The organism is Micromonospora sp. C81 (assembly GCF_018070425.1).
GTDB lineage: Bacteria > Actinomycetota > Actinomycetes > Mycobacteriales > Micromonosporaceae > Micromonospora > Micromonospora zamorensis.
Genome location: NZ_JAGPXS010000011.1, coordinates 1 through 17,044, shown reverse-complemented (window position 1 = coordinate 17,044; position 17,044 = coordinate 1). Strand labels below are relative to the sequence as shown.

14 protein-coding genes are annotated in these 17,044 nt (G+C 73.7%); 5 read left to right on the top strand and 9 right to left on the bottom strand.

What is annotated here, in order from left to right; genetic code table 11:
• Nucleotides 1-57 precede the first annotated feature (57 nt).
• The gene (locus KBX46_RS18845) at nucleotides 58-1,503 is read right to left on the bottom strand and encodes an alpha-amylase family protein (RefSeq protein ID WP_210793473.1); all 1,446 of its coding nucleotides are present in this window, start codon (nucleotides 1,501-1,503) and stop codon (nucleotides 58-60) included.
• Nucleotides 1,504-1,785: 282 nt separating this feature from the next.
• Here KBX46_RS18845 and KBX46_RS18840 point away from each other — a divergent pair, with 282 nt between their 5' ends.
• The 4 genes from KBX46_RS18840 to KBX46_RS18825 all read left to right on the top strand — a co-directional run bounded on the left by KBX46_RS18840 (nucleotide 1,786) and on the right by KBX46_RS18825 (nucleotide 6,405).
• Entirely contained in the window at nucleotides 1,786-3,396 is a 1,611-nt protein-coding gene (locus KBX46_RS18840; protein WP_308159596.1) for a ferric reductase-like transmembrane domain-containing protein, read from the top strand.
• Nucleotides 3,396-4,859, top strand: a complete 1,464-nt coding sequence (locus KBX46_RS18835) for an NADH-quinone oxidoreductase subunit NuoF family protein (RefSeq protein ID WP_172862083.1) — start codon at nucleotides 3,396-3,398, stop codon at nucleotides 4,857-4,859. Before KBX46_RS18840 ends, KBX46_RS18835 begins: the two co-directional genes overlap by 1 nt.
• Before the next feature lie 68 nt (nucleotides 4,860-4,927).
• Nucleotides 4,928-5,545, top strand: a complete 618-nt coding sequence (locus tag KBX46_RS18830) for a redoxin domain-containing protein (protein WP_247667799.1) — start codon at nucleotides 4,928-4,930, stop codon at nucleotides 5,543-5,545.
• The gene (locus tag KBX46_RS18825; protein ID WP_210793472.1) at nucleotides 5,542-6,405 is read left to right on the top strand and encodes a cytochrome c biogenesis CcdA family protein; all 864 of its coding nucleotides are present in this window, start codon (nucleotides 5,542-5,544) and stop codon (nucleotides 6,403-6,405) included. Before KBX46_RS18830 ends, KBX46_RS18825 begins: the two co-directional genes overlap by 4 nt.
• Here KBX46_RS18825 and serS read toward each other — a convergent pair.
• From serS to KBX46_RS18800, 5 genes are all read right to left on the bottom strand, one after another.
• Entirely contained in the window at nucleotides 6,402-7,685 is a 1,284-nt protein-coding gene (serS, locus tag KBX46_RS18820; protein WP_210793471.1) for a serine--tRNA ligase, read from the bottom strand. The genes KBX46_RS18825 and serS overlap by 4 nt on opposite strands.
• Before the next feature lie 97 nt (nucleotides 7,686-7,782).
• On the bottom strand, nucleotides 7,783-8,865 hold the full coding sequence (locus KBX46_RS18815) for a MerR family transcriptional regulator (RefSeq protein WP_210793470.1): 1,083 nt from the start codon (nucleotides 8,863-8,865) through the stop codon (nucleotides 7,783-7,785).
• Nucleotides 8,866-8,890: 25 nt separating this feature from the next.
• Complete coding sequence (locus KBX46_RS18810) at nucleotides 8,891-10,087, bottom strand: trans-acting enoyl reductase family protein (protein ID WP_210793469.1); 1,197 nt, start codon at nucleotides 10,085-10,087, stop codon at nucleotides 8,891-8,893.
• A gap of 50 nt (nucleotides 10,088-10,137) precedes the next feature.
• Nucleotides 10,138-11,271, bottom strand: coding sequence for an alcohol dehydrogenase catalytic domain-containing protein (locus KBX46_RS18805; protein WP_210793468.1), 1,134 nt, complete (start codon nucleotides 11,269-11,271; stop codon nucleotides 10,138-10,140).
• Nucleotides 11,268-11,708, bottom strand: a complete 441-nt coding sequence (locus KBX46_RS18800; protein WP_088949586.1) for a hypothetical protein — start codon at nucleotides 11,706-11,708, stop codon at nucleotides 11,268-11,270. The genes KBX46_RS18805 and KBX46_RS18800 overlap by 4 nt, the downstream gene beginning before the upstream one ends.
• A gap of 145 nt (nucleotides 11,709-11,853) precedes the next feature.
• Here KBX46_RS18800 and KBX46_RS18795 point away from each other — a divergent pair, with 145 nt between their 5' ends.
• Nucleotides 11,854-14,739: a LuxR C-terminal-related transcriptional regulator gene (locus KBX46_RS18795; RefSeq protein ID WP_210793467.1), complete on the top strand. Its 2,886-nt coding sequence runs from the start codon at nucleotides 11,854-11,856 to the stop codon at nucleotides 14,737-14,739.
• Between the two features lie 47 nt (nucleotides 14,740-14,786).
• Here the strand turns inward: KBX46_RS18795 and KBX46_RS18790 are convergent, their stop codons facing one another.
• The 3 genes from KBX46_RS18790 to KBX46_RS18780 all read right to left on the bottom strand — a co-directional run bounded on the left by KBX46_RS18790 (nucleotide 14,787) and on the right by KBX46_RS18780 (nucleotide 16,613).
• Nucleotides 14,787-15,335, bottom strand: coding sequence for a DsbA family protein (locus KBX46_RS18790; protein WP_088949584.1), 549 nt, complete (start codon nucleotides 15,333-15,335; stop codon nucleotides 14,787-14,789).
• On the bottom strand, nucleotides 15,332-15,829 hold the full coding sequence (locus tag KBX46_RS18785) for a redoxin domain-containing protein (RefSeq protein WP_210793466.1): 498 nt from the start codon (nucleotides 15,827-15,829) through the stop codon (nucleotides 15,332-15,334). Before KBX46_RS18785 ends, KBX46_RS18790 begins: the two co-directional genes overlap by 4 nt.
• A gap of 97 nt (nucleotides 15,830-15,926) precedes the next feature.
• A complete protein-coding gene (locus tag KBX46_RS18780) occupies nucleotides 15,927-16,613 on the bottom strand; it encodes a BON domain-containing protein (RefSeq protein WP_210793465.1) in 687 nt (228 codons plus the stop codon).
• Nucleotides 16,614-17,044: the final 431 nt, after the last annotated feature.

The window sequence follows — 17,044 nt, the reverse complement described above, 5'->3', positions numbered from 1 at the left end:
GGGAAGAGCCCCTTGTCAGACAAAATGCGATAACAGAGGGCTCTTCCCGGCGGTGCGTCAGACCCGTGCGCCGATGTGGATCGCCACGGCGTCGTGTGCCGGCACGTTGGCCGCGAACCAGCCGCTACCGTCCACCGTGATCACCGGTCCGCTGCACGTGCCGCCCGCGTACGTGCCGTGGATGACGTCGCAGTACCGACCGGCGGGCAGCCCGGTGTAGTAGGAGCGGCCGTTCACCGCCGAGTCCTCGTCGTTGACGGTGATGAAGCCCTTGCCGCTGCGGCTGAACGCGATGTGGTTGTTGCCGTTGTCGTACCAGTTGGCCACGGCGGCACCCTCGGTGGCGTTGCGGAAGCCCACCATGTTGGCGATCACCGGCCAGCGGTGCTCACACTCCCAGCCGGAGTAGCAGGTGGCGTTGAGCGTCTTGTTGGCGCCGTCCGAGGGTGGGCCGGCGTCCCGGTTGCTGAAGGTGTAGCTGGACATCACGGTCGGCGAGCCGTACGGCCAGGCCAGCATGAACGCGTTCGCCAGGGAGTAGATGCCCCGATCCTTGTAGGTCAGCACCCCACCCGAGTCGCGCTGGGTGTCGTGGTTGTCGACGAACACCGAGGCCTTTCCGGTGGGCAGGTGCCCCCAGCCCTCGCCGAAGTTGCGCAGGTACGCCAACCGCTCCGAGCGGAACACCCGGGCCAGGTCCTTGCCGTAGCGGAACTCGTGCACGTCACCGTTGCCGGTGTACTCGGTCGGCTGGACCGGCTCGCCGGCACCGTAGATGACCTCCTGCACGATGTACGCCGAGCGGGAGAGCTTGCCCCTGATCGCGGCGATGTCGGCGGCCGGCATGTGCTTGCTGGCGTCCAGTCGGAAACCGTCCACACCGAGGGAGAGCAGGTCGTTGAGGTACGAGGCGATCTTCGTGCGCACGTAGTCCGACTCGGTCTTGAGGTCCGAGAGGTTGACCAGCTCGCAGTTCTGCACCTCGTACCGGTCGTTGTAGTTGGCGATGTCGTCGCCGCCGTTGCGACCGCAGTGGTGGAAGTCCTGGGTCTGGTAGATGCCCGGGTAGTCGTAGTGCGAGAAGGACGAACCGGCCCAGCCGGTACCGCCGTTGTCCTGACCGGACATGTGGTTGATCACCGCGTCGACGAGCACCTTGACCCCGGCCGCGTGGCAGGTGTTCACCATCGACTGGAACTGGGCCCGGGTGCCCTTGCGGGACTCGATCCGGTAGCTGACCGGCTGGTACGCCAGCCACCACTGGTTGCCCCGTACGTGTTCCTGTGGGGGCGAGACCTGCACGTAGCCGTAGCCCTTCGGGCCGAGCGTGCTCTGGCACTCGCTGGCCACCGAGGGCCAGTTCCACTCGAAGAGCTGGACGATGACCTTCTTGGAGCCGGACGGGGCGGCGACGGCCGGTGATGCCGGCGCGGTGGCGGGAAGAAGCAGGCTGGCGACCAGGCCGAGGGCGAGGATCGCCGAGCCGCGTCGACGTCGGTGCATCGAGGACTCCTGACGAACGCAGGGCGGGGTGGGGGTGGTGGCGCGGCGGGGAACGCTGGGTTGTCGGAATCTTGCAACCCATGCTGAAAATTTCCGAAAGATTACAAGCCTGTTGCAGCCGCTGTCAATGCATGGACGGTCGTCACTGCAATGACCCGCGCGTGTGAGCGTGCGCAACGCACGTCGGCGGCAGTTGGTTCGATCCCGCCCCAGAAATTTTTGGCAGCAGGTGATCCGCGCGCCCCCACTGTCCGTACTGGATGGGGGAGCAGGGGTCGGCCGGTGGTACGCCGCCGCGAGACGATCGAGGAGCAGATGGCCCGGGCACAGCAGGACAAGAAGGCGGCGACCGTCCGGACCAGCGCCAGCAGTCGGGGGGTGCGGACCCGGTCGCGGTCGGCGACAGCCATGCTGATCGCGTCGGTGCTCGCCGCGCTCTGGGCTGCGGTCATGCTGACCGGCGCCGGCCAGAAGGCGTACGCGTACGGCTTCTTCTTCACCGAGTTCTTCGCCGGGGTGATCTCCCTGGTGGCGTTGAGCCTCACCGTGATGCTCGGTCTGCTCGCCACCGACCGGTTGGTGCTGCGCATCTCGCACCGGGTGCTGATGCAGTCGGCGCACCGGGCCACCGGTGTGCTGGGCGTGGCCGGCCTCGGCTTCCACGTCCTCACCAAGATCGCCACGGGCCGGGCGGCGGCGACCGACGCGGTGGTGCCGTTCGTCGGCGGCAGAGGGCTCTACGTCGGGCTCGGCACGGTGGCCGCCCTGCTCATGGTCAGCGTGATCTGGACCGGGATCATCCGGGCCCGCTTCGCGGGCGTCGGTCCGAAGTGGCTGTGGCGCACGCTGCACTCCACCGCGTACCTGGTCTGGCCGTTCGCTGTCTTTCACGGCCTCAACGCCGGTCGGGCCGCAGCGCCCTGGGTGATGTTCAGCTACCTCGGCTGCATTTTGCTGGTGGTGCTTGCCCTGCTGGTCCGGTTCTCGGTCACCATCGGTCGGCGCAGCCGCGAGCAGCACCAGGCCGCGGTGCGCAACGCGGTGATGGTAGGCCGGGCCGAGGAGGCGAAGACCGCCCGATCGCTGCTGGCCGGGTTGGGCCGGCGCAGCAAGGCCGCCGACAAGCGTCCCGCCTGGGCGGAGACCACCACCGCCACCTGGGCCGCGCCGGCCGCGCGACGTGACCCCGAACGGTTCACCGTCCCCGTGGTGCCCGAGCCCGGTTCCCTCGTCGAGCCGACCCGGCCGAGCCGACGTCGACGGGAGGAGGAGCCGGCGGCCCGCCGCGACACCGAACGCTCCCGCAGCCGGCGCGACGAGGTGGAGCCCACGACCCGCCGGTCGACCCGCCGCGGCGTCGAGGAGACCGACACCCGCCGGCGCGACGAGGAAGAGCTGGCGCCGGTGGCCCGGCGTCGCGGCTCGCGTACCCGGGACGAGGACGTTCCGACCGGCCGGCGACGCGCCGAGGACCCGGTCGTCGAACGGTCCAGCCGCCGGTCCCGCAGCGAGGACGACGGCAGCCGGTACTCGGCCCCGCCGACGGTCGAGCCCGAGGAGCCGTGGGACAGCCCGCGCCGGTGGCAGGCCGCCGAGCCGATCTCCGCCGGCCCCATCTCCAGCAGCCCGATCTCCGCGACGCCGCGCAGTGACAGCGGCTGGCACAGCGCCGACGAGGACCTGGCGGACGAGCCGGACTACTGGCGCCCGCCGGCCCGGTACGTGCCGGACGAGGTGCCGCCGCCGGTCGACGACACCCCGACCCTGGTCGACCTGGCCTCCCGGCGCGCGCGCCGGACGGCTGGCGAGGGCCGGTCCGCCAAGCGCCGCAAGGCCAGCGCCGACGCGGTGGACGGGGCGTACTGGGCCGGGCTGCGAGGTGAGGCGAAGTGATGCGTACCGCCGTTCCACCGGTCGCCTGTGTGGGCGAACCCCGGCTCACCGCCGGCTTCGCCGAGTACGGCCGACTCGACCTGCTCGCGCACGAGGAGGTGCACGGACCGATCGGCCCGATGGAGCCGGCGCAGCTGCTCCGGCTTGCCGAGGGCATGCAGCTCAAGGGCAAGGGCGGAGCGGGTTTCCCGTTCGCCCGCAAACTGCGCGCGGTGCTGGAGTCCTGCGAGCGGCAGGACCTCGCCGCCGTGGTGGTGGTCAACGCCACCGAGGGGGAGCCGGCCAGCTGGAAGGACAAGGTGCTGCTGACCCGCGCGCCGCACCTGATCCTGGACGGGGCGGCGCTGGCCGCGTACGCGCTGGACGCCGACGAGATCGTGATCGGCGTGGCGGACGACGGGGTCGGCCGGGACTCGCTGATGGATGCGCTCGAAGAGCGCCGGATGCCGGTGCAGACGACGATCGTCACAGTGCCGCACCGGTTCATCTCCGGTGAGGGCGGCGCACTGGTCAACGGGATCAACGGGCTGCCGCACATCCCGCCCGGCACCAAGAAGCGCTCCAGCGACTCCGGGGTCAGCGGCCTGCCCACCCTGCTCTCCAACGCCGAGACGTACGCCCAGCTCGCCGTCGGCGCCCGACTCGGCCCGTACGAGTACGCGGCCCTCGGCACCGACGACGAGCCGGGCACCGTGCTGCTCACCGTGACCGGCGCGGCGGGCCGGCCGGCGGTGGTCGAGTGCACCGCCGGCATGCCGCTGCGCGACGTCCTCGACCTGTGCGAGGTGCCGGAAATTCAGGGCATCCTGATGGGCGGCTACCACGGCAAGTGGATCACCCCGGAGGCGGCGGAGACGGCCGAGGTCTCCCGCAAGGGCCTGGCCGCGGTAGGCGGCACCCTAGGCGCGGGCATCATCATCCCGCTCGGCGTCGACACCTGCCCGCTCGGTGAGGCCGCCCAGGTGGTGCGCTACCTGGCCGGGGAGTCCGCCGGCCAGTGCGGGCCGTGCAAGATGGGCCTGCCGGATCTGGCCCGCGCCGTGGACCTGGCCGTGGCCGGCAGCCAACCGGCGGACGTGGTGCGAGCCGCCGCCGGCGAGGTGAAGGGCCGGGGCGCGTGCAGTCACCCGGACGGCACCGCCCGGTTCGCGCTCTCCGCGATCGAGGTATTCGCCGAGGACCTGCGGCTGCACAGCACCGGTGACGGCTGTGGGCGGCGGGTCAAGGGCGTGATGGGGCTGCCGGGCGCACCCGACGAGAACCCGCAGAAGCTCACCCTGGACTGGTCGCGCTGCGACGGGCACGGCCTCTGCGCGCACGTCGTACCGGACTTCATCCGGCTCGACGCGAACGGATACCCCGCCTTCCCGCCCACCCCCGTGCCGACCTGGCTGCGCGAGGGCGCGCTGAAGGCCGTCAAGGTGTGCCCGGAGCTGGCTCTGCGCCTCGCCAAGGCCGAGTAGGGAAGGCACCCAGTCAACGCCTGATGAGCGTCGGGAAGGGTCCCTTCCTGACCGGAACGGAGAAGCGGATGCCCAGTGGCATGGCATGGACGGCGGCCGGGCATCTACGCCGCGCCGCCACCGCCGGGGCGCTCGTCGTGGCCCTGTCCGGCGCTGCTGCCTGCACCGGCACCGCGCCGGGTGGCCCCGCCGTCGCCGGGTCGGCCCCTGCCTCGACCGGTACGGCGACCACACCGACCGCTACGCCGGCCGGCGCGCCACCCGCAGCCCCGGCGCAGGTCCCGGACATCCTGCGCTTCACCGGCACCACCCTCACCGGCGCCGCGTTCGACGCCGCGCAGCTCGCCGGCAAGCCGGTGGTCCTGTGGTTCTGGGCGCCGTGGTGCGCCACCTGCGCCAGCCAGGCCTGGACGGTCGCCGAGGTCGCGCCCCGATACCGGGACACCGTGCCGATCATCGGCGTCGCCGGGCTGGGCGAGCAACGCGCCATGAAGGAGTTCGTCACCGAGTTCGACCTCGCCGGGACGCCGCAGATCGAGGACCGCAAGGGCGCGCTCTGGAAGCGGTTCAAGGTGACCGAACAGAGCATCTTCGTGATCATCGACCGCAACGGCACAGTGGTCCACCAGGGCTTCCTCGACGGTGAGGCGCTCACCGCCCGCGTCGCCGCCCTGGCCGGGGCGTGACCGCCGCACTGCTGCTCGCGCTGACCGCCGGCATGCTCGGCGCGGTCAACCCGTGCGGCTTCGCGTTGCTGCCCGCGTACCTCTCGCTGTTGGTCGCCGGTGCGTCGGACACCCGCGGCGCGGTCGGCCGCGCGCTCACCGCGGCGGCCGGGCTGACAGTGGGGTACGTGCTGGTCTTCGGCGCGTTCGGGCTGGCGCTCGCGCCGCTGGCCGGCTGGCTGCGACCCCGGCTGCCCTGGCTGACCGTGACGCTCGGCGTGCTGCTGGCGGTGGCGGGCTGCTGGCTGCTCGCCGGACGGCGACTGCCCTCCCCGGGCTGGTCGGCCCGAGCGCCCCGGCTGACCCGTTCCTGGCCGTCGATGGTCCTGTTCGGTGCGGCGTACGCGTTGGCGTCGCTCGGCTGCGCCATCGCACCGTTCCTGGCCATCGTGGTGACCAGCCTCCAGGCCGGCTCGACCGGCCAGGGGGTGGCGCTCTTCGGCGCGTACGCCCTCGGGATGGGTCTGGTCGTTGCGGTCGCCGCGCTCGGCGTGGCGCTGGTGCGCGACGGCCTGGTGGCGCGGCTGCGGGTCGCTGGCGCGCTCGTGCCCCGGCTCAGTGGCCTGATGCTGCTGCTCGCCGGTGGTTACGTCGCCTGGTACGGCTGGTACGAGCTACGGCTGGCCGCCGGCCGCCGCGACGCCCTGCGGGACCCGGTGATTCGGGTGGCCTCGGAGGTGCAGCACGCCCTGGCCGACGCTCTCGACGCCGTCGGCCCACCAGTGCTGCTGGCCGCTCTCGTCCTGCTCGCCGCGCTGGGCGCCTGGATGCGTCGACGGGGGCGCGGGGCGGACCCGGCCCCCGTCGAACGGACCGGCTAGCGCGGGGTCAGACGGTCGGTGCCCAGGCGGTCCTGGAGGACCTTCGGGATCAGCACCGAGCCGTCGGCCTGCTGGTTCTGCTCCAGGATGGCCGGGAAGAGCCGGCTGGTGGCCAGCGCCGACCCGTTGAGGGTGTGCACGAAGCGCGTCTGCTTGCCGCCCGGCTCCCGGTAGCGGATGGCCGCCCGACGGGCCTGGTAGTCGCCGGCCCAGGAAACCGACGACACCTCCTTGTACTTGCCGGTGCTCGGCATCCACACCTCGATGTCGAGGGTCTTCTTCATCGAGGCGCTGGCGTCACCGGCGGAGAGCAGGGTGCGCTGGTAGTGCAGACCCAGCCCCTCGACCAGGCTCTCGGCGTGGGCGAGCATCTCCTCCAGAGCGGCGTCGGCCTGCTCCGGCAGCGTGAACTGGAAGATCTCCACTTTGTTGAACTGGTGCCCGCGCACCGTGCCGCGCTCGTCGGAGTGCGAGCCGGCCGACTCCCGCCGGTAGCACGGGGTGTACGCGAAGGCCTTCAGCGGCAGCTTCGGGCTCTCCAGGATCTCGTCCTGGTACGCACCGAGGATCGCCGTCTCCGACGTGGGCAGCAGGAACTGTCCGCGCGGGGCGGACGCCGAGTCCAGGTGGTAGACGTCGTCGTAGAACTTGGGGAACTGGCCGGCGGCGAAGCCGGCCGAGTCCAGCAGGAGGTGCGGCGGGAGCAGGAACTCGTAGCCGGCCTTGATGTGCTGGTCGACGAAGTAGTTGAGCAGCGCCCACTCCAGCCGGGCACCGATGCCGGTGTAGATCCAGAAACCGGACCCACCGAGCTTGACCCCGCGCTCGTAGTCGACCAGGCCCAGCGCGCGGCTCAGCTCGACGTGGTCGCGGACCTTCTCGATCACCGGCGGCTCGCCGAAGGTCTTCACGACCCGGTTGGCTTCCTTGCCGCCGGCCACGACGTCGTCGCTGGGCAGGTTGGGCAGCTCACTCATCGCGTCGCGCAGCCGGGCCTGCACCTCGTCCAGCTGGGACTCCAGCTCGGCGAGCTGCTTACGCTCGGCCTCCGGCGCGGCGGCCTGCGGCTCCTCGCCGGCGCGCTTGGCCTGCGCGTATGCCCGGGCCTCCGCCTTGCGGCGTTGCCGCTCGGCGTCGATCTCCGTGATCAGGGCGCGTCGTTCCTGGTCGAGCCGCTGAATCTCGTCCAGGGCACTGGTGACCTCGGCGGGATCCAGACGCTTCGCCAGCGCGGTCGCCACCGCCTCGCGATCCTTCCGGATCAACTCCATGTCGAGCATGCTGCTCTGTACGCCTCCGTCCGGGGTTCACAGGTGAACCACCAGATGCTACCGTCGCGGGCTTTTCCTCGCGGGACGGGGATTGCTGGCCGCCGGCTCAGAGCCGGATCGGCATGAGCACCGAGTAGGTGTCCGCGTCGTCCGGTCGGCGTAGGGCCAGCGGGGAGATCGGCCCGTCCAGCTCCAGCACCAGTTGCGGCGCGCCGGCCGCGTTCAACGCGTCCAGCAGGTAGCGACCGTCCACCCCGACTCGCAGCGCGTCGCTGTCCAGGTCGGCGGCGGGGAGCAGCCGAAGACAGCCCTGGTCGTCGACGCCGAGCACGGTGACCTCCCGGGCCGTGCCGTCGTCGTCGCGGGCGACGGTGGGGGCCGCCGGGTCGGCCAACGCGGCGCGCAGCGTGGCCACGTCGACAGTGATCCGGCGCGCGGTGGGCCGCTCGCCGACGGCCTTGCGCAGCAACCGGCGGTAGTCCGGGAAGTCGTACGGCAGGGCGGTGCCGGTCAGCGTCCGGTCGGCCACCAGCACCCGCAGGTCCGCGCCCGCCACTGTCAACGACACCGGCCAGGCGTCGGCGGCGTCGAGCAGCGGCCGGAGCTGGTCGACGAGGGCCACGGGGACGAACACCCGCACCGGCGGACCGTCGACGTCGGCCCGGGAGCGGGCCAACGCGAGCCGGTACCGGTCGGTGGCGACGAGCCGGACACCGTCGGGCTCCACGTCGAGCAGCACGCCGCAGAGCATCGGCATCTCCGGGTCCGCGCCGACGGCGAAGCGCACCGCGTCGAGCGCGGCGGCCAGGTCGGCGGGGGAGAGCAGCAGCGTGGTGGTGCTCGGCTGGGCCGGGTCGACCAGCGCCCGGAGCCGGGTCACCTCCCGACGGGCGTCGGCCAGCCCGTCGACCAACCGGCGCAGGTGGGTGTCGAGCAACCGGTGCACCGCCGCCGGCTCGGCGCGGACCGCGGCGGCGATCTCCGGCACCGGCATGCCGATCCGGCGCAGCCCGGCCACCAGCCGGGCCGGGGCGATCTGCTCATCGGTGTACCAGCGGTAGCCGGTCACCGGGTCGACCAGGGCCGGTTCCAGCACCCCCGCCGAGTCGTAGAAACGCAGGGCGCTGACGGTCAGGCCACTGGCCCTCGCCAGCTCACCGATGCTGTGCAGGTCGCTCACGCTGGGCATCCTGCCCCCTCGACCCGGTCGAGGGTCAAGCCGAGTGCTCCGCCGTGTCCTGCTTGAGCACCCGGAAGGTGAGCCCGGCCCGGACGAGCCGGTCGAGCAGCGCGTCACCCATCGCGGCGACCGGGGTGACCTGACCGGCGGTCCGCGGCAGCTCGTCGAGCGCCAGGCACAGCGCCGACTCGCCGAGCATCTTCGCCGTCTCGTCGTAACCGGGGTCGCCGCCAGCCACCTCGGTGACCACCCGCTGCCCGCCGCCGGTGCCCACGAACCGGACCCGGAACCAGGACGCCGCCCGTTGCTCGGCGGTGGGCCCCTGCCCGGACGCGAGCCGGCCGAGCAGCCACCGTCGGCTGGGCGGCAGCTTCACCAGCCCGACCACCGCTCCGAGCCCGACCGCGCCGGCCAGCACTGTGGGCAGCCGCTTCACGGCGGCGAAGTGCCGGTAACGGAAGTCCGGACCGTACTCCGGGCGGGCCGCCGCCGAGCGGCGGACCACCTGCGGGTCGATGGTCGGCAGCGGCACGGTCCAGATGCCCAGCTCCGCCGAGCGGCCCAGCCGGCCGGCCACCGCCCGCACCCGGCGGTCGGTGGGGCGCGGCTCGACCGCCCGGCGGTCCCGGGCGGCCTGGCTGGCCTGCCCCGTACGGGAGAACGCGGTGAGCGCCGAATGGTAGGTGCCGGCGGAGAACCGGCCACCGGCGCGCACGTAACCGTCCACGGTGATCGGCACGTCGGCCGGGAGTTGCTTGACGGTGAACCAGACGCCCAGGTCGTGCGGGATGGAGTCGAACCCGCAGGCGTGCACCAGCCGCGCGCCGGTGCGGGCCGCCTCGGCGTGGTGGCGCACATACATCAGGTCGACGAACTCCGGCTCACCGGTGATGTCCAGATAGTCGGTGCCGGCCCTGGCGCAGGCGGCGACCAGCGGCTCGCCGTGGTGGACGTACGGGCCGACAGTGCTGGCCACCACCCGGGCGCTCTCCGCGACGGCGCGCAGCGAGGCCGCGTCGGTCACGTCGGCGGTGAGCAGCGGCAGGTCGGTCAACGTCGGGTCGATCGCGGCCAACCGGTCCCGGACGGCGGCGAGGCGGCCCGGGTCGCGCCCGGCCAGCGCCCAGCGCAGCCCCGGCGGCGCGTGCCGGGCCAGGTATTCAGCGGTCAGGCCCCCGGTGAACCCGGTTGCCCCGAACAGCACCACGTCGTACGTTCGCTCCCCAGCCATCCCCAGAGTCTGCCATTCGCGGTGCCCGATGGCAGATCACGAAAGGGCCGTCACGGCGTGAACACGGCCCGTACGCATCCGTCGGCCCGGTCCCGGAACAGCGCGTACCCCTGCGGGCCCTGCTCCAGCGGCAGCCGGTGGGTGGCCAGCTGCTCGGTGCGCAGCTCGTCGCGGGCCATCCGGTCCAGCAGCATCGGCACGTCCCGCAGGTCCGGCCGCCGGGCCCCGCGCAGCGTGAGCCGCCGGTCGGTCACCGTGCCCAGCGGAAACGCGTCGACGAAACCGGCCGCCTCGCCGACCACCACCACCACACCGCCCTTGCGGCAGGCGTACACGGCCTCCCGCAGGGCGTCCGGGTGGTCGGCGGTGCGGCCACCGAAGCGACCGGCCGCCGACCAGCCGACCGCCACCACGCACACGTCCGCCCCGCGTCCGCCGCTGCGGTCACGCAGCTCCGCCGCGACGTCGGTGTGGCGATAGTCCAGCGGCTCCGCGCCACAGTGCCGCTCCGCCATCCGCAACCGCTCCTCGTAGCGGTCCACCACCAGCACCTGGGCGGCACCACGCCGCACCGCCGCCCAGGCGGTCAACTGGCCCACCGCTCCGGCGCCCCAGATCGCCACCACGTCGCCGGGGCGCACCGCACCCAGCTCAGCCGCCGACCAGCCGGCCGGTGCCGCATCGGCGGCGAACAACGCCCGGTCGTCGTCGACGGCGTCCGGCACCGGAAACGCGCCCACGTCGGCGTACGGCACCCGCACGTACTCGGCGTGACCGCCCGCGAAGCCGCCCGCCGCCCGGGGCCGGCCGAAACCGCCGGCGTCCCGTCCCTGGTCGGGGTCGGCGCTCGCCAGGTCGACGCTGCTGTTGTCGCAGCAGGAGTGCAGGCCCTGACGGCAGTACCAGCAGCCGCCGCAGGCGACACTCGCGCCGACGACCACCCGGTCGCCGGTGCGGTGCCGGCGGACTGCGGGCCCGACCTCGACCACCTCGCCCAGGAACTCGGCCCCGAGCACGTCACCGGCCCGCAGCAGCGGATCCCGCCCGGCCAGCAGCGGCAGGTCACCGCCGCAGGTGGTGCTGCGACGAACCCGGACGATCACGTCACGCTCGTTGCGTAGCTCCGGGTCGCTCACCTCGCGTACCGCCACCTCCTCGGCGGCGACCCAGCACAGCGCCCTCACCCGTGCACCTCGCGGCGGTCCAGCGCCGACCGGTCCGCGCGCAGCACCTCGCCGGCCTCCACCCGTTGCTTGACCTGTCGCAGGGTGCGGCGCACCAGCAGGCCCGGGTCGTCACCGACCAGGTGCGCGGCCAGCCCGGGGGGCGGGGTGCCGCCGGGCAGCGGCCGGGCCGCCAGCTCCGTGCCCCGGTCGCCGGGCGCGGGCCGCACCCGCACCTCGACCGCGCCGCCGAGGCGGCGCAGCGGTTCGGGCCAGCGACCATCGGGGAGCACCTGCTCCGGAGGCCGGTCGACAGTCACCACCTGCCACCGGGCCGGCGCTCCAGGGTCGCCGTCCGCGCCGGTCCGGCCGCGCCGCCGGGGTACGCGCAGCAACCGCGCCGCCCCGGTCAGCGCCGCGCTGCCGAGGGCGGGTCCCGCCCGCGCCAGCCGTCCCATTCGTCCCCACCCGTCCTCGCGGTCCACGTCCCCCGATCGTCGGTCCCGGCCGGGTGAAGCGTGCTCGCCCGGAAGGGGTGAACCGGCCCCCGCCGGGTAACCGCTCGCCGACCGGGGGCGGAGCGCGTGGTGGGGGTGGGGCTGGGTGCCGGAACAGCGGAATCGCGTACGGGTCGAAACCGCACGACAGGTCGATACGGCACCGGGGCGTCCGGCGGAATCTCCGCTGCTGGCGTCCCGGCTGACTCCGGCCGTGCCGCCGGAGCCGGTGGTGGCCAGGCCCCGACTGCTGCGCCGGTTGGACGAGGGCAGTGCCGGGCCGGTCACCCTGATCGCTGCTCCCGCCGGCTGGGGCAAGACCACGCTGCTCGCCTCCTGGGTACGGCTGGGCGGTGCTGAGCCCGACGTCGAGCCGGGCGCGGTCGTTCCCGACGCCGGCGACCTGTCGGTGCCGCCCGAGGCCCGCCCGGTCCCGGCGTGGCTGTCCGTGGAGGTGGGCGACGACGGCGACCGGCTCTGGGCGTACCTCGCGGCGGCGCTGCGGTCGGCGACCGGGTCGGCGGAGGACGGCCCGCTGCCGGACCGGCCGCCGCGCCCGGAGCAGCTGGAGGTGCTGGCCGCCACGCTCGCCGCCGCGGACCGGCCGGTGCTGCTGGTCCTGGACGACCTGCACCGGGTCGCCGACCCGGCGGCGCTGACCGGCCTGGAGTTCCTGCTGCGACATGCCGAGCGGCGGCTGCGCCTGGTGATCGGCGCGCGGGCCGGGTTGCACCTGCCCCTGCACCGGCTACGCCTCGCCGGAGAGCTGACCGAGATCGGCCCGGACGAGCTGGCGTTCACCGACGACGAGGTGGCCGACCTGCTCACCGCGCACGCTGCCGCCCTACCGGCAGCCGCCGTACACCAGCTGCGCGACCGGACCGGCGGCTGGCCGGCCGCGCTGCGCATCGCCGCGCTGGCGGTGCGCGGGCAGCCCGACCCGGAGCGCTGGGTGGGGCAGTTCGGGGGTGACCAGCCGGAGATCGCCGGCTACCTGCACGAGGAGGTGCTCCCGGCACTCGACCCGGCCGAGGAGGACCTTTTGCGCCGGACCGCCATCGTCGACACCGTCTGCGCCGACCTGGCCGAGGCGTTGACCGGCCGGGCCGACGCCGCACAGGTGCTGGCCGCCCTGGCCGGGACCGGTGGCCTGCTGCACCGCGAGGACACCCGCCCACCCTGGTACCGCTGCGAGCCCCTGCTCGCCGACCTGCTCCGTGCCGACCTGGCCCGGTTGCCCCCCGACGAACTGCGTGACCTGCACGCACGGGCTGCCGACTGGTACGCGGGCGACGGGCGGCCGGCCGACGGTCTGCGACACGCGCTGGCCGCCGGCCGGTGGGACCTGGCCGGTGACCTCTTCGTCGCGCACTGGCCGGAACTGACCCGGTACGACCGGGACCCGGTGCACGCCCCCGCCCCCATGACCCCGCCGGCGGAGGTGATCCGCGCCGACCCGGAGGTGGCGTTGGCCTGCGCCGCCGAGCGCGCGTACGCCGGTGATCTGCCGGCCGCCAGCAGCCACCTGCGCTCGGCCGCCGACCATGCCGCTGGCCTGCCCGTGCCGCGGCGGGACCGGTTCCTACGCCTGGTCACCGCGCTGGAAGTGAGCGTGGCACGCCTCTCCGGCGACCCGGCGGAGGTCCGGGCCGCCGCCGCCCGACTGTTGCGCACCCGCCCGGCGGGCGCCACGCCGACCCGGCTGCCGGACTCCGCGTCGACCGGAGCGGCCAGCTCCGCCCCGACGGCCGGTGGGGGAGGCGCGGCCGACGACGCGGACCTGAGAGCGTTCACCGGCACCGCCCTCGGGCTGGTCGAGTTGGCCGACGGCGCACTCCCGGCCGCCCGGTTCGTCCGGGCCCGGGCGGCGGCGCGCGAGGCCGGCCGTCCGCGTACCGAGTTGGTCGGCGCCAGCCGTGCCGCGCTGCTGCTCGCGGTGCGCGGCGAGCTGCGGGCGGCCGAGCAGGCGGCTCGGGACGCGCTGGGCATGCCACCCTGTCGGGGCTGGTCCTGTCGGCTCGACTGCGCCTACTCGTACCTGGCGTTGGCCCTGGTCGCGCAGCTCCGCGACCAGCCCGAGGAGGCTGCCGCCAACCTCGCTCTCGCCGGCCCGGCCCTCGGCATCGTCGGCGGCTGGATCGCCGGCCCCGAGACGGATGCGGGCGACGACTGGCCGGCCGCCGCTGCCGACGAACCGGTAGCGGCGACGGTGGCCACGCTGTGCCGGGCAAAGCTGCACCGCGACGCCGGCGACCCGGCAGCCGGACAACGACTGCTCGTCCGGGCCCGGGAGGCGCTGGCCGACCGGCCGTCCGCGACCGAGCTGGCCGGCCTGCTGCGGGGTGCCGAGGCCGAACTGCGTGCCGAGCGGGGTGACCTGGACGCCGCCCGCGACCTGTTGGTCGGCGCGAGCGAACCAGTCCTCGCGGTCGCGGCGGCGAAGGTGGAACTGCTGGCCGGTGACGCCGCTGCCGCAGGGCGCGCCCTGCCGGGCTGGCAGTCACCAGCGGCCACCTCCTGGCCCCTGCCGGTACGCCTCGACGCGGGGCTGCTGGACGCCCTGCTGGCCGAGCGGGCCGGCGACGGGCGGCGGGCGGGCCGGATCCTGGAGCAGGTGCTGGACCTGGCCGGGCCGCAGGGCTGTCGACGGGTCTTCACCCGCGCCGAACCACCCGTGCGGGACCTGCTGGCCGCCCACCTGGACGCCGGCACCGCGCACTTCGCGCTGGTCAGCGACCTGGTGCGAGGGGCCGGCAGGAGCACCGCCCGGCCCGCCGTCGAGCCGAGGGACACGCTCGACGAGCCGCTCACCGAGCGGGAGCTGACCATCCTGCGCTACCTGCAGAGCATCCTGTCCAACGTGGAGATCGCCAGCGAACTGTCGCTGTCGGTCAACACGGTGAAGACCCACGTCCGCAACATCTACCGCAAACTCGACGCGACCCGCCGGCGCGAGGCGGTCCGGCGGGCGCGCGAGTTGCGGCTGATCTGAGCAGGTCGACGGTTCTCAGCGGGTCGGCGGTCAGGCGTTGCCGGCGGTCAGGCGTTGCCGGCGGCGTCCACGGCCGCCAGCAGGTCGGGCAGGTCGTAACCACCGTCGTGCCGAACGCCGTTGACGAACAGGGTGGGGGTGCCGTTCACCCCGCTGCGGATGCCGCCGACGAAATCCCGGCGCACCCGGTCCGCGTGACTGCGGCCCTCCACCTCGGCGTTCAACTCGTCCGGCGGCAACCCGACCTGCTCGACACCGAGCGAGAGGTGCACCGGGTCGAGTTGGTCCTGGTGCTCGTAGAGCCAGTCGTGCATCTCCCAGAACCGGCCCCGGACCCCGGCGGCCTCGGCCGTCTCGGCGGCGCGTTCCGCGTACGGGTGCATGTTGGCGATCGGGAAGTACCGGTAGACCAACCGCACGGTGTCGGCCCGCTGCCGCAGCAACTCGTGCAGGTTCGGGTACGCGGCACCGCAGAACTGGCACTGGAAGTCGCCGTACTCGACGATGGTCACCGACGCGTCGGCCGGGCCCCGGATGTGGTCATCGGTCGTCACCGGATCCCGAAGCCGGGCGGTGACCTGAAGTGGCGTGGTCATCCGGCCATCACCTTCCGATCGGCGGCGAGTTGGTCCAGCGCGTCGAAGATGCCGTCCGCGCCCGGGTTGACGTCGGGTGGGGAGAGGTAGCTCCAGGTCACCGTCCCTGCCGGGTCCAGCACCACGAGCGCGCGGGCCGCCTCACCGTTCGACATGTACGCGCCGTAGCGGCGGGCCACCTCGCCCTTGGGCTCGAAGTCGGCCAGCAGCGGGAACTCGATGCCCCGGCTCTCGGCGAACGCCCGGTGCGACCAGATGCTGTCCACCGAGATGCCGAGCACCGCTGCCCGGTACTGGGCGAAGACAGGCGCCGCCGACTGGTAGAGGGACATCTGGTCACCGCAGACCGGGCTCCAGTCAGCGGGGTAGAAGGCGAGCACGACCGGCCGGCCACGGAATTGCTCAGGGCCGACGAGGGCCCCGTCCGGGGTGGCCGCCAGGGTGAAACCGGGCGCGGGGCGGCCCGGTTGGATCAGCCCGTTCGGATCACTCATGCCTCCAGCCTGCTCCCGGGGCGGGTGAGACGGACTCACCCACCCCGGGTGGTTCCACGCCCCGTTCAGCGCCCGCTGAGCGGGCGCCCGCGTCCGCTCAGCGCAGCCCCGGGGCAACCGCGATGTGGTTCTGCACCTCGCGGATGCCGGGCGCGGACCAGGCCAGCTGCTCCACCTCGGCCCGCTCGGGCATCGAGTGCACCAGACCGGCGAGCACCGCCGTGTCGCCGTGCACCCGAACGCTGATCCGTTCGGCCTCGGTCGCGCCGGCCCGGGCGAGGGCGTCGACGATCCGCTCGGCCAGATCCCGGCCGTCGGGTGGGGCGGCCGGACGGACGGTGATGCCGTTGCTCACCCCGCGTACGCCGGTCAGCCGGCTGACCGCCCGTTCGGAGGCCCGGCGCTGGTACTCCCACTCGACGTCGCCGTGCAGCGTCACCCAGCCGGCCGAGACGGTGACCTGGAGCTTCTCGATGGGCACGAAGGCGTCCCATTCCAGCGCGTGGCTGGCGGCGGCGGCCAGGTCGGGATCGGCGCGCTCGGAGCCGCTGTCCAGTTGCACGGCCACGTCGTTGGCGACCGCCCGGACCCGGGCGACCCGGTGCGTGGCTCGCTCGGCGGCCCACTTCTTGGCGTAGCTGTCCACGCGTCCGGTCAGCGTGACGACGCCCTCGGCGACTGTCACGCCGATCTCGTGCGGCTGCACCCGCGGTTCCCAGGTCAGCTCGTCGAGTACGGCGGACTGGATGTCCTGGTCGGTTCGGCTGATCTCCGCGATGGCCATCTGCCCCTCCTCCCGTGCTCTGTCGGCGGACCGGGCGTCGGTCGCGGCCGGGAGGTCCGCCGTCGTCCGATCCTGCCGCCGCTCCGGGTGAACCATCCTCGCCCGGAAGGGGTGATGGCCCGGCTGTGCTGTTCCGGGACGGCCGGATTTCCGCCATGGGAGCGCTTCCAAAGCGAGCCACCTTCAGTTACGGTAGTGGCGTTCCTCGATTGCGGGAGCCGTTCGCGTCGGGTGGTGGAGCCAGGGCAGCTCTTCCCGTCCCCGTCGCTGTGCCCGTCCCCCGGGCCACGGGTTCACGTGCGGTCGACCCCGTCCCCCGGGGCTCCGCCGGGAGGAACAGCACCCACCCAACAGCCCCATGCGCCCCACCACCCGAGCACCGGTCCGCCGGCGGCCTGAGGGGTCCGGCACCCGGCGGACCGGCCCCCGCC

Excerpts from the sequence above, each read along its gene's own strand:
- KBX46_RS18835 (WP_172862083.1), top strand. The coding sequence starts at position 3,396 with ATGCGTACCGCCGTTCCACCGGTCGCCTGTGTGGGCGAACCCCGGCTC.
- KBX46_RS18785 (WP_210793466.1), bottom strand. The coding sequence starts at position 15,829 with ATGAGTGATCCGAACGGGCTGATCCAACCGGGCCGCCCCGCGCCCGGT.
- KBX46_RS18790 (WP_088949584.1), bottom strand. The coding sequence starts at position 15,335 with ATGACCACGCCACTTCAGGTCACCGCCCGGCTTCGGGATCCGGTGACG.
- serS (WP_210793471.1), bottom strand. The coding sequence starts at position 7,685 with ATGCTCGACATGGAGTTGATCCGGAAGGATCGCGAGGCGGTGGCGACC.
- KBX46_RS18800 (WP_088949586.1), bottom strand. The coding sequence starts at position 11,708 with ATGGGACGGCTGGCGCGGGCGGGACCCGCCCTCGGCAGCGCGGCGCTG.
- KBX46_RS18780 (WP_210793465.1), bottom strand. The coding sequence starts at position 16,613 with ATGGCCATCGCGGAGATCAGCCGAACCGACCAGGACATCCAGTCCGCC.
- KBX46_RS18815 (WP_210793470.1), bottom strand. The coding sequence starts at position 8,865 with ATGCCCAGCGTGAGCGACCTGCACAGCATCGGTGAGCTGGCGAGGGCC.
- KBX46_RS18845 (WP_210793473.1), bottom strand. The coding sequence starts at position 1,503 with ATGCACCGACGTCGACGCGGCTCGGCGATCCTCGCCCTCGGCCTGGTC.
- KBX46_RS18830 (WP_247667799.1), top strand. The coding sequence starts at position 4,928 with ATGCCCAGTGGCATGGCATGGACGGCGGCCGGGCATCTACGCCGCGCC.
- KBX46_RS18810 (WP_210793469.1), bottom strand. The coding sequence starts at position 10,087 with ATGGCTGGGGAGCGAACGTACGACGTGGTGCTGTTCGGGGCAACCGGG.